Source organism: Phormidesmis sp. 146-12 (genome assembly GCF_052939495.1).
This window is the reverse complement of record NZ_JBJPHS010000075.1, coordinates 1-23,826: the sequence shown is the minus strand read 5'-3', so window position 1 is coordinate 23,826 and position 23,826 is coordinate 1. Positions and strand designations below refer to the sequence as shown.

The 23,826-nt window shown below is 49.0% G+C and carries 23 protein-coding genes; 9 read left to right on the top strand and 14 right to left on the bottom strand.

Annotated elements, in window-relative coordinates; all coding sequences use genetic code 11:
- Positions 1 to 23 precede the first annotated feature (23 nt).
- From ACKFKF_RS25035 to ACKFKF_RS25015, 5 genes are all read right to left on the bottom strand, one after another.
- Positions 24 to 251 carry a hypothetical protein gene (locus ACKFKF_RS25035; RefSeq protein ID WP_446862065.1) on the bottom strand — a complete coding sequence of 76 codons (228 nt, stop codon included), beginning with the start codon at positions 249 to 251 and terminating at the stop codon, positions 24 to 26.
- 47 nt (positions 252 to 298) lie between these two features.
- Positions 299 to 1,570, bottom strand: coding sequence for a DEAD/DEAH box helicase (locus ACKFKF_RS25030; protein WP_446870172.1), 1,272 nt, complete (start codon positions 1,568 to 1,570; stop codon positions 299 to 301).
- 444 nt (positions 1,571 to 2,014) lie between these two features.
- The gene (locus ACKFKF_RS25025; RefSeq protein WP_446870171.1) at positions 2,015 to 2,557 is read right to left on the bottom strand and encodes a DoxX family protein; all 543 of its coding nucleotides are present in this window, start codon (positions 2,555 to 2,557) and stop codon (positions 2,015 to 2,017) included.
- Between the two features lie 326 nt (positions 2,558 to 2,883).
- Entirely contained in the window at positions 2,884 to 3,687 is an 804-nt protein-coding gene (cobA, locus tag ACKFKF_RS25020) for a uroporphyrinogen-III C-methyltransferase (RefSeq protein WP_446870170.1), read from the bottom strand.
- A gap of 276 nt (positions 3,688 to 3,963) precedes the next feature.
- A complete protein-coding gene (locus ACKFKF_RS25015; RefSeq protein ID WP_446870169.1) occupies positions 3,964 to 4,665 on the bottom strand; it encodes a sirohydrochlorin chelatase in 702 nt (233 codons plus the stop codon).
- Between the two features lie 2 nt (positions 4,666 to 4,667).
- On the opposite strand from ACKFKF_RS25015, the gene ACKFKF_RS25010 reads away from it, so the two are divergent.
- A complete protein-coding gene (locus ACKFKF_RS25010; protein WP_446870168.1) occupies positions 4,668 to 4,805 on the top strand; it encodes a hypothetical protein in 138 nt (45 codons plus the stop codon).
- A gap of 19 nt (positions 4,806 to 4,824) precedes the next feature.
- On the opposite strand, the gene dpsA is transcribed toward ACKFKF_RS25010, so the two are convergent.
- From dpsA to ACKFKF_RS24995, 3 genes are all read right to left on the bottom strand, one after another.
- Positions 4,825 to 5,373: a DNA starvation/stress protection protein DpsA gene (dpsA, locus tag ACKFKF_RS25005; RefSeq protein WP_446862070.1), complete on the bottom strand. Its 549-nt coding sequence runs from the start codon at positions 5,371 to 5,373 to the stop codon at positions 4,825 to 4,827.
- A gap of 388 nt (positions 5,374 to 5,761) precedes the next feature.
- Positions 5,762 to 6,652 carry a KPN_02809 family neutral zinc metallopeptidase gene (ypfJ, locus tag ACKFKF_RS25000; protein WP_446862071.1) on the bottom strand — a complete coding sequence of 297 codons (891 nt, stop codon included), beginning with the start codon at positions 6,650 to 6,652 and terminating at the stop codon, positions 5,762 to 5,764.
- 660 nt (positions 6,653 to 7,312) lie between these two features.
- The gene (locus ACKFKF_RS24995) at positions 7,313 to 8,107 is read right to left on the bottom strand and encodes a cobalt-precorrin-6A reductase (RefSeq protein WP_446862072.1); all 795 of its coding nucleotides are present in this window, start codon (positions 8,105 to 8,107) and stop codon (positions 7,313 to 7,315) included.
- 34 nt (positions 8,108 to 8,141) lie between these two features.
- Between ACKFKF_RS24995 and ACKFKF_RS24990 the strand changes: the two genes are divergently transcribed.
- Positions 8,142 to 9,497, top strand: coding sequence for a cobyrinate a,c-diamide synthase (locus ACKFKF_RS24990; protein WP_446870167.1), 1,356 nt, complete (start codon positions 8,142 to 8,144; stop codon positions 9,495 to 9,497).
- A 483-nt stretch (positions 9,498 to 9,980) separates the two neighbouring features.
- Here ACKFKF_RS24990 and ACKFKF_RS24985 read toward each other — a convergent pair whose 3' ends face one another.
- From ACKFKF_RS24985 to ACKFKF_RS24965, 5 genes are all read right to left on the bottom strand, one after another.
- Positions 9,981 to 10,556: an exonuclease domain-containing protein gene (locus ACKFKF_RS24985; protein WP_446870166.1), complete on the bottom strand. Its 576-nt coding sequence runs from the start codon at positions 10,554 to 10,556 to the stop codon at positions 9,981 to 9,983.
- 43 nt (positions 10,557 to 10,599) lie between these two features.
- The gene (locus ACKFKF_RS24980) at positions 10,600 to 11,043 is read right to left on the bottom strand and encodes an NADAR family protein (RefSeq protein ID WP_446870165.1); all 444 of its coding nucleotides are present in this window, start codon (positions 11,041 to 11,043) and stop codon (positions 10,600 to 10,602) included.
- Between the two features lie 81 nt (positions 11,044 to 11,124).
- Positions 11,125 to 11,817 carry a deoxyribonuclease V gene (gene nfi, locus ACKFKF_RS24975; protein ID WP_446870164.1) on the bottom strand — a complete coding sequence of 231 codons (693 nt, stop codon included), beginning with the start codon at positions 11,815 to 11,817 and terminating at the stop codon, positions 11,125 to 11,127.
- Positions 11,818 to 12,498: 681 nt separating this feature from the next.
- The gene (locus tag ACKFKF_RS24970) at positions 12,499 to 13,449 is read right to left on the bottom strand and encodes an aldo/keto reductase (protein WP_446870163.1); all 951 of its coding nucleotides are present in this window, start codon (positions 13,447 to 13,449) and stop codon (positions 12,499 to 12,501) included.
- Positions 13,450 to 13,572: 123 nt separating this feature from the next.
- The gene (locus ACKFKF_RS24965; protein ID WP_446870162.1) at positions 13,573 to 14,367 is read right to left on the bottom strand and encodes an SDR family NAD(P)-dependent oxidoreductase; all 795 of its coding nucleotides are present in this window, start codon (positions 14,365 to 14,367) and stop codon (positions 13,573 to 13,575) included.
- A gap of 496 nt (positions 14,368 to 14,863) precedes the next feature.
- On the opposite strand from ACKFKF_RS24965, the gene ACKFKF_RS24960 reads away from it, so the two are divergent.
- The 6 genes from ACKFKF_RS24960 to murQ all read left to right on the top strand — a co-directional run bounded on the left by ACKFKF_RS24960 (position 14,864) and on the right by murQ (position 21,371).
- A complete protein-coding gene (locus ACKFKF_RS24960) occupies positions 14,864 to 16,324 on the top strand; it encodes a DUF4331 domain-containing protein (protein ID WP_446870161.1) in 1,461 nt (486 codons plus the stop codon).
- 215 nt (positions 16,325 to 16,539) lie between these two features.
- Positions 16,540 to 17,841, top strand: a complete 1,302-nt coding sequence (locus tag ACKFKF_RS24955; protein ID WP_446870160.1) for a tetratricopeptide repeat protein — start codon at positions 16,540 to 16,542, stop codon at positions 17,839 to 17,841.
- Between the two features lie 50 nt (positions 17,842 to 17,891).
- Complete coding sequence (locus ACKFKF_RS24950) at positions 17,892 to 19,448, top strand: nickel/cobalt transporter (protein ID WP_446870159.1); 1,557 nt, start codon at positions 17,892 to 17,894, stop codon at positions 19,446 to 19,448.
- A complete protein-coding gene (locus ACKFKF_RS24945) occupies positions 19,445 to 19,675 on the top strand; it encodes a hypothetical protein (protein WP_446870158.1) in 231 nt (76 codons plus the stop codon). The genes ACKFKF_RS24950 and ACKFKF_RS24945 overlap by 4 nt, the downstream gene beginning before the upstream one ends.
- Positions 19,676 to 19,872: 197 nt before the next feature.
- Positions 19,873 to 20,274 (top strand): DUF3110 domain-containing protein, encoded by a 402-nt coding sequence (locus tag ACKFKF_RS24940; protein ID WP_446870157.1) that lies wholly within the window; start codon positions 19,873 to 19,875, stop codon positions 20,272 to 20,274.
- 122 nt (positions 20,275 to 20,396) lie between these two features.
- Positions 20,397 to 21,371, top strand: a complete 975-nt coding sequence (gene murQ / locus ACKFKF_RS24935) for an N-acetylmuramic acid 6-phosphate etherase (protein WP_446870156.1) — start codon at positions 20,397 to 20,399, stop codon at positions 21,369 to 21,371.
- On the opposite strand, the gene ACKFKF_RS24930 is transcribed toward murQ, so the two are convergent.
- Positions 21,368 to 22,219, bottom strand: coding sequence for an SH3 domain-containing protein (locus ACKFKF_RS24930; RefSeq protein ID WP_446870155.1), 852 nt, complete (start codon positions 22,217 to 22,219; stop codon positions 21,368 to 21,370). The genes murQ and ACKFKF_RS24930 overlap by 4 nt on opposite strands.
- A 473-nt stretch (positions 22,220 to 22,692) precedes the next feature.
- On the opposite strand from ACKFKF_RS24930, the gene ACKFKF_RS24925 reads away from it, so the two are divergent.
- Positions 22,693 to 23,670 carry an IS110 family transposase gene (locus ACKFKF_RS24925; protein WP_446870154.1) on the top strand — a complete coding sequence of 326 codons (978 nt, stop codon included), beginning with the start codon at positions 22,693 to 22,695 and terminating at the stop codon, positions 23,668 to 23,670.
- Positions 23,671 to 23,826 lie beyond the last annotated feature (156 nt).

Below are 23,826 nucleotides of genomic sequence, written 5' to 3'. Positions count from 1 at the left end.
CACCGTAAGTCTCCCGCAGCGGTTTACAATCGCTTGATCGAGCCAGGATAGACATAGCCATTGAATCCAGCGGTCAAAGTATTGTAGACAAACAGGCTGCCTGAGATGCGATCGCCCACTTGAAGTTTCATGCTGTCAATATCGACAAAGTGAATCGGAAAGCCTTCGCCCTCTGAATCGAGCAGCAATCGTCCCCCAGCCCCATTCACGATCGTGCCTGAAATCCGTTCGTCTGTAAAATGATCTGACATTTTGTAAGCCTGAATAAAGAGTTGAAAGATAAGCAAATCAGTCTGGTTTAGCCTCGTCGAGAAGGCGCTTTGGGACGGTTGTGAGCATTTCCAGTCGCCTTTCTACCAGACGGAATCGATTGACTGGATCGCCCTCGATTTTGTCCGTTTTGGATTGGCTCAGGCTGGACGCGGGGATCAGGCTCAAACGTGGCAATGACTTCTTGAGGAAGCGATCGCTGAAGGAGTTTCTCAATGCCGACCAATAGTTTGTGTTCATCGACGCAGACGAGCGAAATGGCTTCACCGAGGGCCCCAGCGCGACCTGTTCGACCAATTCGATGTACGTAGTCTTCGGGCACGTTGGGCAACTCAAAATTGACGACGTGGGGCAAATCGCTGATATCCAACCCCCGCGCTGCGATGTCGGTCGCTACCAACACCTGCAAACTGCCTTCTTTAAATTTGGCCAGGGCACGAGTCCGAGCGGCCTGACTTTTGTTGCCATGAATCGCCATTGCCTGGATGTCGTCTTGAGCTAACTGTTTGACCAGACGATCGGCACCATGTTTTGTGCGAGTAAACACCAACACCTGATACCAGTTATTGCGTTTGATCAGATGCGCTAATAGGGCGCGCTTTCGTTCGCGATCGACGGGATAAATTCGCTGAGTTACGGCATCCGGAGTCGCTTCATTGTTAGTAACTTGAATCATCGCCGGACGAGTCAGCAGCGTCGCCGCAAACGCTTTGATTTCGGGTGAAAAGGTGGCTGAGAAAAGCAAATTTTGCCGCTGTTTGGGCAAGAGTGAGAGAATGCGGCGAATGTCACGAATAAAGCCCATGTCTAACATGCGATCGGCTTCATCCAAAACCAAAATTTCAACCTGTGACAGATCCACTGTTCCCTGCTGGACGTGATCGAGCAGTCGTCCTGGAGTGGCGACCAGAATATCGACTCGACTTCTCAATCGTCGAATTTGTGGGGTAATGTTGACACCGCCAAACACCACCAATGAGGTCAAGTTGAGATATTTGCCATAGTCCCGCACGCTTTCTTCGACCTGGGCCGCAAGCTCACGAGTCGGGGTGAGAATCAGCGATCGAATGGGCGATCGTCCTGGAGAATTGCTGCGAGTGCCCTGGTGAGAAAGTCGGTGTAAGACGGGTAGAGTGAAGCCCGCCGTTTTGCCTGTTCCGGTTTGTGCGCCTGCTAAAAGATCGCTCCCCGCAAGCACCGCTGGAATGGCTTGGAGTTGAATGGGGGTCGGCTGAGTGTAGCCGCGATCGCTAACCGCACGGACAATTTCATCGGACAGACCGAGCGTAGAAAAAGACATAAGGCTCCAGGATAGTATCGGTCTGTCGCCATGCGTAGCACCAGTCTTTGGCAGACGGATTGAAGTAGTAAGTTGAGACAGACGGTACGAAGACTGAAAGCGAATACCGCAGTCTTGCATCTTAACAGACGGTGAGCGATCGTGCCGCTAATCTCGCGCTTATTTGATTGTAGAGTGGTTAAGAATAGTCCGACTTTTAGATTTTAGCATTCCTTTTTGTGTGAATTAAGGTTGCTTTTAGCATGATTGCGGCTGTCATGACTTCATATAAAAGTTATTCTCGATCGTATTCTCAAGGCTTTGTTCTTTAGTGTAAATTTCTTCCAGGGCACTTAGATTTTTTGTCATTAGTTAAGAGGTTCACTCGTTATAAAAAAAGCCTCGGAACTGATTCCAAGGCCTGTTTGCATTACTGTAGCTAGGTTTAGAGGGAGACGGGTCAGCCTATCGATTGATAGTCACAGACTCCTTTTCAGAACTGACAGCCTGGAAAGCCTTCTCCAGACCCATCACCTGCTTGGCTTGTGACGACAAAGCAGTGGTGTCGAGCCAGTTGACAATCAGCGCATCGGTCGAAAACAGACCGCCACCATTGACGGCAAACAGCAAGAAGCAGGCTGCATAGACGGCAGATAGCTCTAAGTAAGGCAGATTGAGACCCGCGACAAGAATGTGGTGGTAGATCGCGACGCACATCGTGCTAAACAATCCGAGTGCTGCGGGACGCGCAAGAAGCCCGATCGCCAATAAGGGTGCAGCAAACAATTCGGTAAAGGCTGCTACGTAGCTAAAGAAGATCGGAAATGGCAGACCGATCACCTCGACGTAAGCCTGAGAAAAACTTTGGATATCGCCCAGTTTGTCTAAGCCGTTGTGAACCATCATGACACCCGCGACGAGGCGGAGAATGGCCCAGGTCGATTGAGTCCAGATGCCAGAGGTGACACTGGGTTTGAGAAGTTTGGTAAGGAGTGCGGTAATTGCCATGATTGAAGGGAGAGAAATTTTATTTATATTAATAATCTTAACACAACTTATTAATAAATATAAACAAATGTTGTGATTTTCAGCGTAGTCTTAACAAAATCTATGTGCCTGTCGTACAACTCTTCTAGATCGTCTGATTAAGTGCTTAGAAACGCTGATTGGATGAAGTTCTTTTGCTTCGGTGTTTAGATCTTCTGCCTGCCAAGTTGCCAATTCTAAGGGACTTCTGGACATTCAAACTCAACGTTGTAGCGGATTGGGCAATGCTAAAAAAGAAGCCCCGATCGCTCAGGAGCTTTAGTTGATTCAAAGTTCGATTAGGACGATTAGAGGGCAAAAGTGGGACGACAGCCTGAGAGAAGTTCGTGTAGATTGACGACGTTGCCAATGATGGCGATCGCAGGTGCCCCAAATTGAGCGGCCTCGACTTGAGCGACGATCGTTTCTAGCGTGCCAATGAGTTCTTGTTGTTCGGGACGGGTTCCCCAGCGGACGAGGGCGATCGGCGTTTGTGAACTCAGCCCGGCTTGATCAAGTTGAGCGGTAATATAAGGCAAATTGTGAATGCCCATGTAAATGATGATCGTTTCTGAACCGTGGGCGATCGCTTGCCAATTGACAGCGGGACGGTACTTTCCAGCTTCTTCATGTCCCGTCACAAAGGTAACTGACGAACTGTACGATCGATGGGTAAGCGGAATGCCCGCATAGGCTGGGGCCGCAATTCCAGAAGTCACACCGGGAATCACCTCAACGGGAACGCCCGCCTGCACCAGATCGATCATTTCTTCGCCACCCCGCCCAAACACAAACGGATCGCCGCCCTTGAGACGCACGACGATCGCCGCCGTCTGAGCCTTCTCAATCAACACCTGGGTAATTTCATCCTGCACCATTGAGTGACGACCGCGACGCTTTCCTGCGCTGATCTGCTCGGCTTGTGGATTGATCATCGCCAAAATCGGCTCACTCACCAGCGCATCGAAAACCACCACGTCGGCACACTCTAGCAGGGTCTTGCCTTTGAGCGTCAATAAGCCTGGATCGCCCGGCCCTGCGCCAACGAGATACACTTTACCGAGGCACGCAGGTTGAGAAGTTGAGACAGAATCAATCATGTTTGAGGTCATGGAGTCGGGCAAGTTGCGAGGGAATGGGGATGGAACCAGTTCGTTTTGAGCAGCAACGGATTGGGTGGAGACGTTGGAGAACCTTAAATTCTTGAGCTAGGGTCTAATGTCCTCGGTTTAATGTCCAATGTCTTCGTTTTTGTTGCACTGTTTAAGAAATGGCATGATGACAGCTTAAACAGCTAGTTCTGTGAAATTTGCAGCATCAAATACCGATTTCTCAAGAAAATATTAAATTAACCTAAAGGTTTCAATCTTTTATCCCAGAATATGCGTTTAAGGGCAAGGCTGCAAAATTAGATCGACTAGAAGATTGACCAGGGTATCACTAACTTCGAGGGGAGCCGTCAGCGTCAGATGCAGATTGGAAAACTGAAGAGACAACTGCTCAACGCTTTGAGCGATCGCATCAGTAATTCCGCCTGGAAACAAAAAGTAAGGCAAGATAGTCACCTTAGCGTGTCCCTGGCTGGCTAATTCCTGAAGTCGAGTTTCTAAACTTGGGGCAACGAGCCAGTAAGCGGGGACTGCATTGAGAGCCTTTGCCAACGGTTCAACAGATTGGTTGCCGCCCGATCGCCGACTGCCATGAGATAACAAAATGTGGGCGGATTGAGAATCTAAACGGCTGGTGAGCAGATCCTTGAGACCTGGATGAGTACCCAGATGAGGAGAAATGGCAATCGTTCCTGGGTGCGATCGTTGAGCAATTTTGACTTGACTGGGAATGTCTTCCATCACATGCATCCCCGGCAGCAAAAACAGAGGCACGATTTGAATGGAACTGTGCGGCGTTAGCGTCTGACCAAACTGCTGAATCTGTTCGTGAAGCGCTAAAGGAGAACATTCTAGAGTTGCTGTCTCAACTGGAGCTTGAATCTTCTGCCGAATCAAGGTCGCAAGTTGAGTCATTGCCGCCTGGGGACGGGGATCGCGACTGCCGTGAGAAACTAACAAATAGGCCGAGGAGGAAGGCAAGAATGCACCTACACAACGAAGATAAGCCAATTATAGAAGTTGTGGCGATCGATGGCCAGATCTTGTCAAAGTGGCTCGATGGTCAGGAAATTGCTGAATGCGGATCAACTCGCTATTCAGCAACGTCCCTATCTGTTTAGTTGCGCTATGTTGCGGTATTTAGTTGCGCTGTACGTAGGCAAGCGTCAGACTATCGTGAGCCAAGAAGTGAGCCAGATGAAAGGCCCGATCTTCAGTTTCTAAAAGAATTTGCTCATAGAGGTAACGAGTGGCGCGATCGCCCAGACTTTCTGCCTGAGAAGCTTGCCGTCGCAGCATGGTGATGATCGCTTGTTCGGCTGCTAGGTCATGTTCGACCATTGCTCGCGAGTCGTAGAGATCGTCTGATTCGGGGTCAAAGCAGCAGAGTTCTGCCAATTTGGTGAAGCTTGCGGCCGGGATTCCTCCCAATCCATTCAGCCGTTCTCCAATTTTGTGAACGTATCCTTGAGCCGCTTCATAACTCTCATTAAAGAACTGATGCAATGAATAAAATTCAGCCCCTTCCACGACAAAGTGATGCTTTTGATACTGCAAATACAACGCTTGGAAACTCGATAGAGCAATGTTGAATCCTTCACAAATCGGAACGGTAACATTACGCTCTAACAGAATTGCATTTTCAGAGATTTCGCCAAAGCTCCTGACGACGGTCTGTACATCAGCCATGTTTTTTGCCCCTCTAGATTGCGGATGATCGGAAGTCGATCGCCCTTAATTTACCAAATCGATCGGGCATTTTCCAGTCAGAGTTGTTCTGATGTCAGCTTGACAAGGTTTTTTCGCTTCGGTGTTTGGCGCTTCTGCCCCCCAACCCCCCAATCTGAGGGACTTTTAGACAAAGCGTTGCTGAATCAGGGGGTGTGCCCCAAAGCGGCGGGAACCCCAAGGTTCAAAGTCCTCCATTTTTTGGGATTTAGGGGGCGAAGAGATTAACACTTCCCACAGAGTCATCCCTCCAATCAGCAACGCCTTAGACAAGACTTCCGATGCAAAAGAGGATGGTTGAGAATGGCGCTTGAGGATAGAGTCTCTAGTTTGCCGCCGTGAATGCTGTCTAGAGATTGGTTCCAGCAAATGTGTTGCACTGTTCTGGATCGCCTGTCTCAATGCCCTTTTTGAACCATCGGACTCGTTGAGCCGCGCTGCCATGAGTAAAAGATTCTGGAACCACATAGCCTTTGGCGCGTTCTTGAAGTCGATCGTCTCCAATTGCACTCGCGGCCGTCAGCGCTTCTTCGAGATCACCTTGCTCTAAAATTTGTCGCGATCGTTGGGCACGATTTCCCCAAACTCCGGCAAAACAATCTGCTTGTAGCTCTAGTCTGACCGAGAGTTGATTGGCTTCTGCTTGACTTGACCGACTTTGGAGCGACCCCTTGCGGGTATCTCGAAGAGATCGCACTTTGTCTGAAATGCCTAATAGATTTTGAACATGATGTCCGACTTCGTGAGCGATCACATAAGCCTGGGCAAAGTCTCCCGGTGCCTGATATTTGCTCTTGAGGTCTTGATAGAAACTAAGATCAATGTAGACTTTTTGATCACGGGGACAATAAAACGGGCCAACTGCCGATCGCGCAAACCCACAAGCAGACTCAACAGCATCTGAATACAGAACCAACGTTGGCTCGACATATCTGCCGCCATTTTGTCTAAAAATCTCACTCCAAGTGTCTTCGGTATCCGCCAAAACCACCGATACAAAGTCAGACATCTGATCGGTTGGAGGGCTGCCAGTGCGCGATCGAGTCTGCGGTGAAGTCGCAACAGGACGCTCTCCAGACGAATTGCCTTGATCAAATAGAACGCTAGGATCGCCGCCTAACAACGTTACTACCAATGCTAGAAGGAGTGTCCCGATACCACCACCGACAATAGGAGCCGAAACGCCCCGACCGCGCCGATCCTCAACGTTGGTACTTCTACGCCCCTTTTCCCAATCCATGATCGCAACTCTCCAATGTCTAGTTTGCAGGTCTATTGCTCAAGTCAGCAGGTTCTATTATTTTTATTCTGCTAAATTGTTGATAGCATATCTTCGAAGCTAATTGAGATCATCCCCCTTTAGAATGTGAACTTTTTGAGTAGAACCTCAAGTTCAGCATTGGGATAGCGGATTGCTGATAGGGCAGTCATAAATTAGTTGTGAGAATTTTGAAATAGCCCGTTCTCACACCAAATCAACGGTTACTTGCTACAGATCCTTGCCCCTAAATCCCCCATTCTGGGGACTTTGAGAATCCGAGACTTCTTCGGCTTGAAGTCCCCTACAAGTGGCGAATTTAGGTTGCTCTCCAAGATCTGTAGCACTCAAAGATCAATTTGGTATAACCCAGCAACGAAGCGAAAAAACTTCATCGAATTCACGTCTCTTAAGAAATTGGGGAAACGCCCCGCAGATGACCTCAAGATCTCCTTATACCAAATTCACTAGTTACTGATACAGATCCTCGCCCCCTAAATCCCCCATTTTGGGGGACTTTGAAACGGCTTCCCTGATAGGTTTTTTCAAATTTGAGAGATAGAAATCGGTTAATTAACTGATTTTTATGAGTATCATTTGTTGGTTGATTTGGTATTAGTCCGTTCAAATGCGAGACGTGAATTAAAGTTGTATGTCGCGTTGCAATATATTTTTTAGCCAATTTAGGGCTTCATTTACGGTTGAGACTTGTGTAACAGATGGCATTGCAGGACGATTGATCATGATCATTGGGATTCCCATTTCTCTCGCTGCAATTACTTTTGCATAAGTCGCATTCCCGCCACTGTTTTTACTCACAATCAGATTGATGTTGTAATCGATGATTAGCTTACGTTCTTGTTCGAGTGTAAAAGGGCCGCGATCGTACAGCATTTTCCCTTGAGGAAGCGGCAAAGTGGGATCAGGCGGATCAATCGATCGCATCAGAAACCAAAGATGCTGCAAGCGGGCAAATGGGGCGAGTTGTTGTCTACCGATCGTCAAAAATATTCGACCTGTTTGCTTTTCTAATAGAGTCACCGCCGCTTCAATGCGATCGACTTCAAGCCAACGATCTTCTTTAGCAGATGTCTCAGAAAGATCAGCCGATTTCTTTTGCCAAGCAGGACGCACCAGCATCAGATGAGGAATGTTTGCTCTCGTCGCGGCCGCCGCCGCATTCCAGGAAATCTGAGCCGCAAAAGGATGAGTCGCATCGATCAAATAATTCACCTGATATTCCTGTAAATACGCCAGCAGTCCCGCCTCGCCCCCAAATCCGCCAACCCGCACTGACCCGATCGGCGCTATCGGCTGTTGAGTCCGCCCCGCTAGAGAACTAATCACCTCCACCTTGTCTAACTGTGAAGCGATCGCCGCCAACTCCGCCGCATCCCCCGTCCCCCCCAAAATCAAAACTCGCTTAAGATCACTCATACTAATATTTCATCCCTCATCCCTCATCCCCACCATGTCCATCGTCATCGCCGGAGAACGCAGCGGAGTCGGCAAAACCACCGTCACGTTAGCTTTATTAGCAGCACTGCGGCAGCGAAGTCAACAGGTACAATCCTTTAAAGTCGGGCCCGATTATATTGATCCAATGTTTCACAGCGATGTGACGGGTCGATCGTGCCGCAATCTCGACCCCGTTTTGACCTCTGAATCCTATGTTCAACACTGCTTTGAGAAACATACTGTAGAGGCTGAGTATGCTCTCGTTGAAGGCGTAATGGGGTTGTTTGATGGTGCGACTGGCGTGGATGATTTTGGCAGTACGGCTCATGTTGCTAGAGTGTTAAATTTACCCATTCTGTTGATTCTAAATTGCAGTAGTTTGTCGCGATCGATTGCTGCCATTGCCCACGGGTATCAGACGTTTGATCCGCGCCTAAAGTTTGCGGGCGTTGTCTTAAATCGAGTAGGCAGCGATCGCCATTTAGAATTGCTCACCGACGCGCTCAAACCGCTCAACCTCCCTATTTTAGGAGTTCTTCGTCGTCAGGATGACATTGTGATTCCCGATCGCCACCTGGGTCTCATTCCCACCGCAGAACTCACAGATTTGAATGCGCTGGTCGATCGACTAGCTCATCTAGGAGAAACCTGTTTTGACTGGACAAATTTGCTGCCGTTACTAAAATCCACGCCTCACGCCTCACGCCTCACGCCTCACGCCTCACGCCTCACCCCTCGACTCGCGATCGCTCAAGATGCTGCCTTCAGTTTCTATTACGCTGACAATTTAGACTTACTAAAACAGTTAGGTGCAGAGCTAGTAGCGTGGAGTCCTTTAAAGGATTCAGAATTGCCAGAAAACATACAGGGATTGTATTTCGGAGGTGGCTTTCCTGAAGTGTTTGCCGCCGAGCTAACCCAAAACCATTCAGCGCGTCATGCTGTACAAACGGCCATTCGATCTGGGATGCCGACCTATGCAGAGTGTGGCGGACTCATGTATTTGTGTGAGCAGATTGTCGATTTTGAGGAACGATCGCATCCTATGACGGGCATTCTCCCCACTACTGCCACAATGGGAAAGCGCCTGACATTAGGATATCGACAAGCCACTGCGCTACAAAATAGTCCGATCGTTCAAGTGGGCGATCGAGTATGGGGTCATGAGTTTCATCGCTCTACTGTGACTGAGCCTGAGCAGCCTTTATTTGATCTTCGAGGCTACCACTCCAGCATTCCTCTCAAGTCAGAAGGTTGGCAGCGCTATCAAGTTCATGCATCATACACTCATCTACATTTTGGGGCACAGCCAGCCCTACCAGCCCGATTTCTAGAGCATTGTTTGAGATATGGTGATAGCGATCGTTAAACAATTGGTTAGTTTATTTGTAGGATGTATTAGCGATCGTCAACCTACAGCAGTCCTAAATTAACGTGAATTCAATGCAAGATTTTCGGGCATTGCTGAACCACGGGATGAATTGCCCTAATGCGAAGGGGAACTAAATGTTCAAAGTCCCCCAATTTTGGGGGATTTAGGGGGCGGAAAAGTTGACACTTCCCTACAGATTCATCCTTTCAATCAGAAACGCCGATTTTCGCTTTGTTGTCAAGCTTCTGCCCCCCAACCCCCCAATCTGGGGGACTTTTAGACAAGATTTCCGTTTCAAAGTCCCTCGCTGGTGGGGGATTTAGGAGGCGTTCCCGGATCTGCAACCTCTTGCGAATTATCTCAAAGAGCGGGAAGCGGAGAAGTTTATCGAACTGACGTTAAATTAATTATGAGAATCTTGAAGTAGTGGGTTCTTGGTGATTAGTTCTTAGCGATTAATGACGACTAATGATTCTTGGTTTAAGCGCAAGGATGGAGGCGTTGTCGGTCTAAAATAAATGGCAGTAGTTTGGCAATGTTTCTAGCGTCGTCGATGCCTCGATGGTGAGTTCCTTCTAGCTTAATGCCTGCTAGTTGTAATGCTTGTGACATTCCATATCGCTTAGGTAAGCCTTGAACCTGCGTAAATTGTTGCTTGAGGTTGACGTGAGAAAACGCGATCGGAAAGGAAGCCTTATGAAACTGACTGTCTTGTTGAAATTGGTTGAAATCATAGTCACCCCAGGAACCAAAGACAGCATTTGAGTAGTTTGATAGCCAGTTTTTAAGTCGAGTCGCTGCTTCCACATATCCAGGAGCCTGATCAACCTGCACTTGAGTAATCGAGGTTAGCGATCGACAAAACTCCGTCAACATCGGGTGGCGAACGGGCTTGATAAAGGTTTGAAACTCATCCACGACCGCCAAACATTGTGACTCGACTATAGCGGCCCCAATTTCGATAATCTCCATCTCGTGCCGCTGAATGGCTCCCCGATCGCAACAGGTTGCCTCCAAATCAACCACTAAAAAATGGTCGTATTGATCTAGGTTCATTGGTTTAGGCTCATCATTGACTTCTCTCATAGCTAACTCCGACTTACAGCGTTTGTCGTAAAATCTCACGCACTTCAACTAAAATCTGTCCTAGCTTATTTTGACCGCTTCCATCTTTGCCGCAGCCCCAGTAGTCGTCGATCGGAGAATTTTCTACTAGCCCTTCGTCCCCTGTGCTGAGCAAAATTTCTTGAATGTCTGCATGGGTTCTAAACTTTTGCAGCACTGCTTTTCGCATAACCTCATCCTTTACCTGGTTCCAGTCTGACCGGAGCGGAAGCGCACGATCGCGCCCCATGTTAGCTGCATCTTTAGGAGTTTTAGTCTGACGTACTTTTTCTAAAAAAGGAGTATTGACAAACTTCTGAGCCTGAAAATGATGTTCGCTGGTTGCCCAATACAATTCATCTAACATAAAGCCATGCGCTGAGAAATTGGAGAAGCACCCATAGGGCTTTTCTCGTTCAACATAAAAGTAAATTGTCATTGTTAATCCTGAAGTTAGGGTGACCTCCACGATGGTAGAACAGCATCTATGATTTGTGCAGGTTGATTGTTGAACAAACCCCTATGTTTCAGTAGCTTGTACTGGAGGCGTGTGTCCTTTAGATAGTTGATCTGCCTGACGGGTTGTTTCAGGAAGACGATAGTTGGGCGCACAGCGTAATACAGAGTCGATCGCGCTAGTTAGACTAATTCGATGTCCAATAGAAACATAGACAGGCTTAATGTTGGGTTGAGTGCGAACGACGGCTCCAATCACTTCACCTGCGTCATAAATTGGTTGCCACGCCCCTTGATGTTCTGCTAGTGGTTCATGTTCTCCCAGGTAAGGCGTTTTTGCGACCCCAATTGTAGGTAAGCCACTCAAAACACCCAAATGACAAGCAAATCCACAGCGACGCGGATGAATATATCCATTACCATCACATAGCAACAGATCCGGTAAAGTTTGCAGGCTTGCCAAGGCTTCCATTACCCCCGGAACTTCTCGAAATGCCAGCAATCCTGGAACATAGGGAAAGCTCATCGGACGACGAATCACTACAGATTCTTTAACCTGGAGATCAGGAAACCGCAACACAGCGATCGCTGCACAGGCAATACAATCATCGTCCTCAAAGCCCACATCCACGCCAGCCACCGTTTGCACTGTGCCAAAGTCATCCTCTCTCACCACCCACTTCCGTAATGCTTGCTGAAGCGCGATCGCGGTTTCGGGAGTCGCTGACTGGGTTAAAGTCAACAGAGAAGGCTGCATGGAGACCTGCCAGAAAACGGCTTAAAGAACTGATTGAATCTAGCACTGAATAGGCTCAATTTGGACAATTCAAAAGATATGTCATAGAGCTTAACTCCTTTATGTTTCACATTATACTACAAAAGTAATACAATGTACTGCAATGCGTCAAGGGCAAACCACAACTTTTTTGAAGAAGCGGGTTCGAGCATAGAAGAAATCGTGAAAGCACTAAGTTTAGAAGTCGATCGAGCCTAGGGAGTTGCGCTTTAATAAAGTCCCCGAAAAAGTCTCTCTGCTCCGTTGCTCACCCACCCTGGACTGAAAGTCGGGGCTAACCGGGCAAAGTCCTTTGAAAAGGACTGAAGACCTCTTCCTCATGGGCTGTTTAGTCCCTTTAGTGGACTTCGTTCTGTTAGCTCCGACTTTCAGTCGAGGGGCGGGTCAGAATCGAAGCGGTGGGACGTTATTTGTTTGCAAATCCCCTATCTTTCGGTTTGCTCTACTTTCTACTCAAATGCATCACTCAGCCGCCTTAATCTGTGCCTCAAAAAAGCCCTCACTTCTGGTTCATTAGAGGCGAGGGATTGAGACGTTGATATTTTTTCTTTAGATTCGTATCAGAGTTAGTTCTGCGCCTCAAGTAGAGCGTTGTCTCTATTAGAAAACCGACAGACTGATATGCGCTAATAGACTTAACAATCAGGCAGACATCAATTGCTGAATGCGTTGGGGTTCGTCGCCGAGCCATTGTGGATGTTGAGCCGTCCCGTCAAAAATAGAGGAGGTTTTGAACGGTTCATACTCCCCGCGTGATCCAGCTTCTGCGGTTTTTGCTAGCAATGCTTGTACCTGCTCATCTGTCATCGGTTGGAAGGTCTGGACGGCGTTAAATGCTTGATCAAGAATCTCCAGACTATCCATTCCTGTAATCACGACTGACGTAGGCAGATTCAGCGCATAGTGGAGGCATTCGATCGCAGTAGCTGTCTTCGATCGCAGCAAAATTCCGTTTGCCATACTTTTCATTCCCAAAATACCAACGTTACGCTTGACAAGTTCTGGAACTACGAGCTTTGCAAAACTACGGTAGTGAGCATCCATGACATTGAGCGGCATCTGGACTGCATCAAACTTAAAGCCGTTTTGGTCTGCTACTTCTAGCATGTGGAGATGAATGTAGGGGTCTTTGTGCCCAGTAAAGCCACTGTAGCGCACCTTACCCGCCTGCTGAGCCTCCAAGATAGCAGCGTGAGCACCTTCTGGGTCAAAAATGCGATGGGGGTCTTCAAAGCGCAAAATTTCGTGATGCTGCACAAGATCGATGTGGTCAACTTGCAGGCGACGCAGAGATTCATCAAGCTGTTTGGTTGCTTCTTGCTTTGATCGACCATCCAGTTTGGTCATCAGAAATACTTTGTCTCGATAGCCGTCCCGGAGTGCTTTACCCATGCGAGTCTCGCTGACTCCATCGTTATAGTCCCAGCAGTTGTCCATAAAGGTGATGCCGCGATCGATAGCAGTCCGAACAATCTGAATGGCAAGTGATTCTTCTACATGGGGCAAGCTGAGGTGCCATCCGCCAAGTCCGATCGCAGAGACTTGCTCTCCAGTACTGCCGAGTTCTCGATAAAGCATTTCTGAATTTGACATAGTTTGCTCTCTACTGCTCATGGTTAAGGCCGTAATTTAATAAACCCAAAGATTGCGTAGGGTAGTGCGGTTTGCGTAACTTGACACACCCTACGACAGCTCTGTTGCAGTGTTGCCTTCTCTTTAGTCCGCCGATCCTGGCTCAGTCAATTGACGATGCATTGCAGCTTTGGCCGGCTCTGGTAGAGCTTGAACCACCGCTGCCTGAACCTTATTCATTATCGATCCTGCAACTACTTCGTCTTTGCCTGACATGAGCGCTTCAAAGCCTTGCTTGGCAACCTGAGCCGGATCATCTTTCTTACTGGCGGCTGCTCTAGTATTATCCATCTCGGCGCGGTTGAAAAAGTTAGTATCTGTGGGCCCAGGCAACAGTGCCGTTACAGTCACACCTGTGTCTTTTAACTCGTTGCGAAGCGCCTCTGAAAAAGACCGCAAAAATGCCTTCGATGCTGCATAAACCGCTTCAAAGGGGCCTGGCATCAGAGCCGCGATCGACGATGTAAACAAAATCCGCCCTTTGCCTCGCTCGACCATCGGTTTTACGACTCGTTTGGTCAGATGCACCGAAGAAACCACGTTGAGTTCGATTAAATTAAGTTCTTTCTGCAAGTCTGTCTCTATAAACTTACCTCCGATTCCCACTCCAGCATTGATGGCGATCGCGTCCACAGGCCCCGTTGCTTTAATCGCATCGGAGAGGGCTTCAACGCCCTCATAGGAGGCCAGGTCAGCTTGCACCGTTTTGACCTGAGCGCCAAGTTGCTCAAAGGTCTGAACCATTTCGTTAATCTTTGAGTCAGTCGCTGTGATGAGTAGATCAAATCCATTTTCGGCAAATTGTTTTGCGAGTTCATAACCAATGCCACTGGAGGCACCTGTCACGACAGCAAGCGGACGATTAGATGAAGTGTTCATAATTTGGGTTCCTGCTGGAGCAATTTTCAGACGATCGCGATGATAGATGATATGAATTTTGTATTTAGTCTGTCCTATCTTAATTTTGCAGTCGTAGAAGTGCGTCTTTACTGAGGAGTAGATGAATTCTTCTTTCAGGTTTGAGAAGTCAGTTTGAGGAAGACCGCGCCCGTCGCGAAGATTCTTTTAGTTGCTCTACATCTACCTGATGGTTGAATTCGCAAGACTACTTAAACGTGAGAATTTTTCCCCAATTTGCGCTAACGATCGTGAATTAAACAAAACTGTCTCCTGTAATGTATTGAGCCATACGAAACGCATCATCAGCATTCCACGCAATCTTTGGGTTCATCAAATTTATGTCGTGAGAGATCCGATCGACAAACCCGGACGTAATCCCAAATAGACAGCTTTCTCAATGCGAACGTTCATCCGGTGACAACACCTACGCGCATAGAACTGCTCAAAACCTATTCACACTTGGGAGACTACTAAAATGGTAGCCTTACAGACCGCTATGACCCGGTTGAGATGGTCGATCGCTCTACTTCTCTGCCTGACTTTAAGTTGGGGGATTGTTCAGCAACCGACACTGGCCTCTAGCCATCGAGAAGCCCCGCTGATTGCAGGAGATCCGTTAGCAGACAACACAGATGTTTATGCGTTTCGCAGCTATGAACCAGGGCGAGAAGACACCGTTACACTGCTCTGGAATCACATTCCCCTAGAGCCGATTTCAGGGGGGCCACAGTTCTATCCGTTTGGGGATGATGTTCTCTATGACATTAAAGTCAACAATCGGGGAGACGGCGGTGACGACATTACTTATCGCTTCAAATTTCAAACAGAATTCGTCAATAAAGATAGTGTTCTCGGCATGGTTGCGCCGAATCAAGACGGTGTAATTAGTACCAATGATGACCCCGATTTTAACCAGCGCCAACGCTATACAGTGACCGAGATTCGGCGCGGCTTTATGGGCATGGGACAACAGCGCAAAGTGTTAGGAAGAGGGCTTTTGGTGCCACCGAGCAACATTGGCAGCCGAGCTACACCCAACTATGAAAATCTAGCTTCTCAGGCAGTCTACACGCTCAACAATGGCTATCGTGTCTTTGCGGGACAACGATCGGAAGGGTTCTATGTTGATCTGGGCGGTGTGTTTGATGTGTTGAATTTTCGGTCAATTAGCGACACAGGCGGCAGAAATACCACCGGGAAGTTTAGCGTGAATACCTTGGCGATCGAGGTTCCGATTAAAGATCTGACGCGCAATCGCAAAATGACCACCAATCCGACTGATCCGAATGCAGTGATTGGTGTCTATTCAACCGCAAGCCGCTGTGCGACCAAGATTTCTTCTACAGGCAACTGCTCAAAACCGATTCAAGTATCTCGCCTGGGTAGTCCTTTGGTGAATGAAGTCGTGATTCCTCTGGGTCTAAAGGACAAATTCAATGCCAGCGAGCCTGAAAACGATGCTCAGTTTGCTCAATTTGTGGTTGATCCTCAATTGCCGAAACTGATGCGATCGGTGTTTGGCATCACGATTCCGCCTGCACCCCGCAATGATCTGGTGGCGATTTTTGCGACGGGGATTCCTGCTAATTCTGTGCCGGGTGCGCCTCAGTTCACGACGTTCTTGTCCGATGGCAAGCCTCACGAACTGTTGCGACTGAATACCGCCATTCCTCCGACTCCCGTAGGTCAACAAAACCGTCTGGGACTGCTCGGCGGCGATCTGGCTGGCTTTCCGAATGGGCGGCGTGTGATTGATGATGTGGTAGATATTGAGTTGCGGGCTGTCGCTGGAGGAACGCCTTTTACGCCTGCGACGAATGTTGCGCCTAACAATACTTTGGGGGATGGGGTTGATCGTCCGAGTGTGCCATTTCTCGATCGCTTTCCCTATCTAGGAACGCCGCTTTCGGGTAATCCTCCGCCTAAGACTACTTAGAATTGTGAATTAGATAAACCTGGCGAATTACAGCGGTTACTGATTGGGTAAGCCACAGTCCTGTCATCACGGGTGTGGGGTGTGGGGTGTGGTGAATGCAAATGAAAATGGCTGTAATTCGCGGTTACGAGAACAAAATCCGCCTTCGCGGGTTAAAACTACCTTCCTGAGATGGCGGATTTAACAGCGATCGAGTAGCAACCAGGGAACGGTCTATGTCTTGGCAAAGGATTGTGCAGGGGTTGAAAGGGTTGATTTTGGTGGGGATTTTGGTGTTGGGATTGGAGGGCCGATCGACGCTGGCGGCTAGTTATGAGATTGCTTCTTCCAGCTTTGCCGATCGACGGTTACAAGTCGCCCAAACGCTGGTGCGATACTTGCCCGATGAGGCGGATGGTTACAATCAGTTAGCTGCTGCTTACTTGCTCAAAAGTCGAGAAACAGGCGATTTTAGCAATACGATCAAAGCTGAATCCGCGTTGGAGCAGTCCCTAAAGGTTGCTGCCAACAATGAGGATGCTCTGAAGCTGCACCTCAGTTTGTTGCTCACCGAACATCGCTTTCGAGAAGGGCTAAATCTGGCTGAGAGACTGCTTTCTCGGCTTCCCCATGATCCCCAAATTGAGACGGCTCTCATAGATGCTCAGGTCGAGTTGGGAGCGTATACGGCTGCACAGTCCACTGCTAAGACGCTAACTGCTAACCATCCGAGCGCTCCGGTTTATGCCCGACTGTCTTATTTACACTCGCTGCGGGGCAAGTCATTCGATGCGATCGCTTTTCTGCGTCGGGCAATTCAGACAGCAAATCGTCACGATCGCGAAGGGCTTGCCTGGTATCGGGTTCATCTCGGACTCGAACTACTCAATGCAGGAAATTGGACAGCGGGAGAACAAGCAATTGACCAAGCGCTGCAAGCGTTTCCAGAATATCCCTTAGCATTGTCAGCAAAAGCGCGGGCCCGTCTGACGGCAAAAGATTGGAGTCAGGCAGTGAATTTTTGGCAGCGATCGCAGTCTCAAATGCCTTTACCGGATACTGCAATTGCGTTGGGAGATTTGTTTGCATATTTGGGCGATCGTGACTCAGCTGAACGGCAATATGATCTCGTAGATTTTTTGGTGAAATCAGGCGGCGACCCGTTTGAGAAAGCTTACGCTCATCAACTTGTTTTGTTTTGGGCAGATCGAGAAAGCCATCTAGACAAAGCGCTGCACTTGATCGAACAGGAACGCATGACGCGATCGGACATCTACACGTTTGATGCTTTAGCCTGGTGTTTGTGCAAATTAGGGCGACTGTCTGAGGCGAGAACAGCGATCGATCAAGCATTACGGTTAGACACGCCAGATTCACGAATTTTGTATCACGCTGGAGTCATTTATCACAACGCTGGAGAGAACGCCAAAGCAATTACTTTTCTCCAACGGGCACTCAGCATTAATCCAGTTTTTCATCCTCTACAAGCTACGATCGCTCATCAACTGTTGACCCAAATGGGTGTTGTCGATCGATAAATCTTCTATTCCATTTGGTGTTTACTTTCTATTTCCACTTCAGAAATGTTATGAACGTACTTTCGGTTCTCTATCAATTCATTTTTCTGTTAATAGTCTTTGTAGAACTGTTTGGATTTGCTGATGTCGCGGCTGCTCATCCGTTGGGTAATTTTACGATCAATCACTTTTCTCAACTGTCGATCGCGCCTCATCAAGTTACCATTCAATCCGTCGTCGATATGGCGGAGATTCCAGCGTTTCAGGCGTTGCAAATTGCCGACACTAATCACGACAAATCTACCTCTGACACAGAACTTAAGGCTTATCTAGAACAGATCGCGCCTCGCTATGCCAACAACTTGATCCTGGAAGTCGATCGCCACTCCGTTCCCTTACAGCTAAAAAGCAAAACGGTGAGTTTGCCTCCCGGTGCAGGCGGATTATCTACGCTGCGAATGGAGTGGGAAATGATGGGCAACATTCCTGACTTAGAATCATCAGATCCGCATCAACTGAGATTTGAAGATAACAACGATCGCGCTCATATCGGTTGGCGAGAAATCGTAGTCAATCCCAACAATGTGAACATATTTGATAGTTCTAGCTACCGCAATTCTTTGACCGATGCCCTCAAAAATTATCCCCAAGATTTGCTGACAACGCCGCTCCAAGAATCTGTCGTCAATCTGTCGTTTACTCAAGGCGAAATTCCTGCCAATGCTACCCCGTTGTTAGCTCGTCCAGAAGGCTCTCATTCTCTCACTGATTTGAAGGCTATCCTGACCCCTAGCTATCAGCGATCGTCTCCTCTACCTGTCAACTGGACTTCATCTAATGGCATCTGGGTGGCGATTGTGGGTGCCTTCATTTGGGGAGCCATGCACTCGTTGTCTCCTGGTCACGGCAAAACTATCGTCGGAGCGTATTTAGTCGGTACGCGGGCTACTCCTCAACATGCGTTGTTTTTAGCATTCATTACGACGATTACTCATACGATCGGAGTCTTCGCGCTGGGATTAATCACTCTATTTGCGGCTGAATATGTTTTGCCTGAACAACTCTATCCCTGGCTGAGTTTAGGATCAGGTGTAATAGTGATTACGATTGGATTTAGTTTATTTTTCCAGCGGTTAGGATTTTTCCAAAAGTCGATGCCGTTGTTGGGTCACAATCATTCACACGATCATTCACACGATCATTCACATAAACATTCACATGACCACTCACACAAGCCTATTCACAGTCATTCACACAACCATACTCACGGTCATTCGCACCCTGATCACCTACCGACTGACTCACCTGTAACCTGGAGTAACCTTTTAGCATTAGGAATTTCGGGTGGATTGATGCCCTGTCCAGCAGCGTTAGTATTGTTATTAGGAGCGATCGCACTCGGCAAAGTTGCATTTGGACTCATTCTGGTGCTGGCATTTAGTCTAGGATTGGCGGGCGTTTTGACCGGATTGGGCTTGCTGCTAGTCTACGCCAAACACTTATTTCAAGACATGCCTGTTTCCCTAAAATTTGTCCATCGTCTCCCAGCGATCGGGGCCTTGTGTATGGCGATCGTGGGCTTAGGCATTTCGACTAAAGCACTGCTAGAAATTGGAGGACTCCGATGATTGATCTATTTTTAACGGCTCAACTGGCTCTCCCGAATGTAATTTGCTATGAACAGCTAAAAGACGGTCAGATTCGAGATCTCAGCCACCTCTGCGGCAAAAGCACGCCCCCCAATTCCACCGTCAACGACGCTAGTGTGACTCCCTTTGAAACGTTGCCCCCCAATAATCGATCGCTCGACTCCAACGAGCCAGACGACCCACCTGAAGAGGATGAAGAAGAATAAGGACAAAGATTCTGTAAACCCAGCGAATTAACTCGCGGCTGTGAGAACAAAACCTGTGCAGGTCAAACTCTCAATATTACGTTTGGTGAATTGCCTGACTATTTGAGCCGCCGCAACGAGGCACCCTCAGATTCAGATTTAATCAAGGGCTGATATTGCAGTACCCTAAAAAATGAACCAAACTTTACTGTAGAATCATGCGCGTTTTCGTCCTCCTGTTTACTGCCGACAACGAAAATACAGGAATTCACACCATCAGCATCGGTCATCGCAACGTCGTTCTGATGTTTGAAGAAGAGGACGACGCGACCCGCTATGCCCTGCTGCTCGAAGCTCAAGACTTTCCCACCCCGATCGTTGAGCAAATCGATCGCGCCGAAATCGAAGAGTTTTGCACAGGTGCCGATTACGAATCCAAGCTCATTCCCAAAGGCTTTGTGCCCCAAGACGAATTCGATCGCCTCCTCCTCTCTCCCCCCGAAGCCAACCGCGAAGACACCGACTGGCAGCCCGACGGCAAAGAAGCTCCTCCGCCAGATTCAGAGATGCCAAACAGCGAACTCGATCGCATCCGGCGACAGTTGGAAGGGCTTTTGTAGGGAAGGGATGAGGGATGAGGGATGAGGGATGGAGAGCTTCAGGTTTTGTTCTGAATTCTCTTCACACCTTGCCTGATCTGGGAATTAAGACAGAATTTGAAATCACACAGGAAGACGGAAGGATGAATCGAGAACCGCAAACCGAAGATGCCAATATTCCTCCCTCCTCCCTCCTTTCTCCTCCCTCAGAACGCGGTCATTTGCTGACAGAGCAGGTGAATCTTGAAAGCTTGAATTTAGATCAGCTTTCGACTGTGGAATTGGTGGAGTTGTTTAATCGGGAAGATGCAAAGACGATCGCTGCCATTGCCCAGTCCAAACTTCAGATAGCAGAGGCGATCGATCAAACGGCTCGTGCGCTGCGTCAGGGAGGACGACTTTTCTATATCGGGGCTGGCACTAGTGGACGGTTGGGAGTTCTTGATGCCGCAGAATGTCCGCCTACCTTTTGTACTCCCCCCGACCTCGTACAAGGAATTATTGCCGGGGGGGCAGGGGCGCTGTTGCGAAGCTCTGAAGGATTGGAAGATTTGTCAGAAGACGGGGCGGCGGCGATCGCGCATCATCACATTACTCAACTCGATGTCGTCGTTGGCATTACGGCTGGGGGCACGACTCCCTATGTTCATGGTGCACTGCAAGCGGCCAGACAGCGAGGGGCGACGACGATATTTATTGCCTGTGTGCCTGCTGATCAAGTCAGCGCTGAAGTAGATATCGACATTCGCCTGTTGGTTGGGCCCGAAGTATTGGCTGGCTCGACTCGACTCAAAGCGGGCACCGTCACCAAACTGGTCTTAAATATCCTCTCGACGGGCACGATGGTCAAATTGGGCAAGGTTTATGGCAATCGCATGATCGATGTCGCCGTCACCAATCGCAAGCTACACGATCGCGCCCTCCGTATTCTGCAAGACCTGACCGATCTCAGCCGCGAAGAAGCAGGCTACCTACTCGAACAAAGTGGACGATCTGTAAAACTAGCCCTCCTCATGCACTGGACAGGACTGGACAAAGAATCAAGCGATCGGCTCCTGGCAACTCATCAAGGCAATCTGCGGCAAGCAGTGTTGTCGAACGAAATGCAAACAGGCTAATCTCCACCCGGAATAGCCACAATCTGCCACTGACCTTCTGCTTTCCTCAAGACTACGCGATACTCCAACGGGTGAAACGCATAGCGATTGAACACATAACCCTTTTTGTCATTGGGCAAAATAATTGGAGTCCAGCCCTCGATCGGGCTGTAGGCCTCAATCTGCTCCTCCTGTCCATTTTCAAATATTGGACGATCGAAGTCCACTACTTCATTTGACAGTACCGCAATCACCGGACTGTTGAGGCTGGGTCTTGAACGGACATTGACACGATCGCCCACCACAATCACTTTAGAGAGCGAGTATTCAATGCCCTTCGACTCGCGTGGCGGTGGAAACTGCTTTGCAAAGGCATCCTGCACCGTCGGACAGATCCAACCATCTAGCGTCTCTGCCGATCGAACGTTCCTTTTGCCGCACCCAGACGACAGCGATTTTTCCAAAATGCCCCACAGTCTTGCCTTGGGGTCACTCAGCTTCAGACTTTCTAGCGATTGGGGGACACCAAATCCCATCGAAACGCCCCTAGCAGGAATCAGCGCCGACACAAATCGAACATCTCGCTTTTGGACAGCTTTCTGCAACCGTTGACGAAATGCTGCAAACTCAGGATCATCATCAGTTTCATCACTGAGAACAACTTTTTGACGCGGAAAGTCCTCTAATTTTGGCTCAGGAGTGGGCGGAGTCGAGGGCGTGGGTGCAGGTGCAGAAGGTTTTGGTGAGGGCGTGGACTGAGCCACCGGAGTTTGAGGGGGGGGATTTAGACGAACGATTGCCGCAATACTTGCCCCCACAACGGCCGCACAGGCGACGGCGATCGCAATCCACAAAGGTGCATTTCTCATAACCAAAAACCAGACGTGACGATACGGTAAGTAACTACAGCAGCGATCGCCCAATTTTACGAAAGTCCTTGATAGGAGAGAATCACAGCACACCTTCACCGAACGATCGAGAGTTAAAAAAGCTGGCGGTTAAAACCACGCCTACAAGCACGAATTCTGCCTTCGCAGTAGGAAGAGCGGCAAATTAATTCGCTAAGTTTATTTAATTCAGGATTCTAAGGATCGTGAATTAACCAACCTGTAATTCTCGCGGTTTCGCTTCGTTTAATTTAGCTTCAGCCCCCTTGTATCTTAAGAGAGTGGCAGACCGACCCCCCTAAGATTCACGAAATCGGGATTTAGCTAGGGTCGCCCCATGCTTGATTGCTCAGAAGAACCTCGAATCATCGGCCGGGAGCGGAAGTATCCCGAATGACGCAAGGTAGAGGTCAGGTCTGAGACCCCCCAAGGACACCCAATATTGGGAACAACTCATGACACTAGAGAATTTGTACATTGGCATTGATGTCAGTAAACGGACACTGGACGTTCATCTTCGCCCCTGTGGACAAAGCCTGAAGGTGGCGAACAGCGACTTGGGATTAGAGGCATTGAGCCAAGATCTGCCCGCCCCTGAACAGGTGAAGCGGGTGGTGCTGGAATCGACGGGCGGCGATGAGCGACAAGCGGTCGTTTGGCTAACCCAGCAGGGCTATGCCGTGTCGGTGATCAACGCCCGGCAAGGACGCAACTTTGCCAAAGCCGCCCATCAACTGGCAAAAACCGACCAGGTGGATGCCAAAGTGCTGGCGTGGTTTGGGGAAGCGATGCAGCCTCCGGTGCGCCCCCTGGCAAGTGAAGCCCAAGAGCAGTTGAACGATCTGGTGACGCGCCGTCGGCAGTTGGTCGAGATGTTGACCTCGGAGCGCAATCGGGCGGCTTTGCTGCGCGGCAAAGCCCAAGCCAACGTCGAGCAGCCTATCGACTGGTTGCAAGAGCAGGTCAAGGAACTCGACAGTACGAGCACAGAGCAGATCAATCAGTGTGAGCGGTGGCAGCACACTCAAAAGCGGTGGGTGAGCGTTCCCGGCGTGGGGTCGGTGATGAGTGCCACGTTACTGGCAAGTTTGCCAGAGTTGGGACAGTTGACGCACAAGCAGATCGCCACCTTAGTCGGAGTGGCCCCCCTGAACTATGACAGTGGTCAGATGAAGGGCAAGCGGCGGATCTTTGGCGGTCGTGCGCCCGTCAGGCAGGGGTTGTACCTGTCAGCTTTGGTTGCCGTTCGTTACAATCCGGTGTTGAAAGCGTTTTATAATCGCCTTCTCGATCGTGGCAAGTTAAAGAAAGTGGCTTTAGTCGCTTGTATGCACAAGTTGCTGACCATTCTTAATGCAATCGTGAAACAGGGCAAGGCTTGGCAGCCTCCTGCTGAAGAAGCCAGCCCTGAAAAAGTTGCGCTTCCGGCTTGACATTCAAGATAATCGCTAAATCCCCCATGCTGGGGGACTTTGACCCAGAGAAAGTTCCAAAGTTCAAAGCCAGGACGACGGCTCAAAGTCCCCCATTTTTGCTTGTCATTACCAACATTTTTGCCTCCCTCAACTTGGGAGTTGAACCCCCCAGGC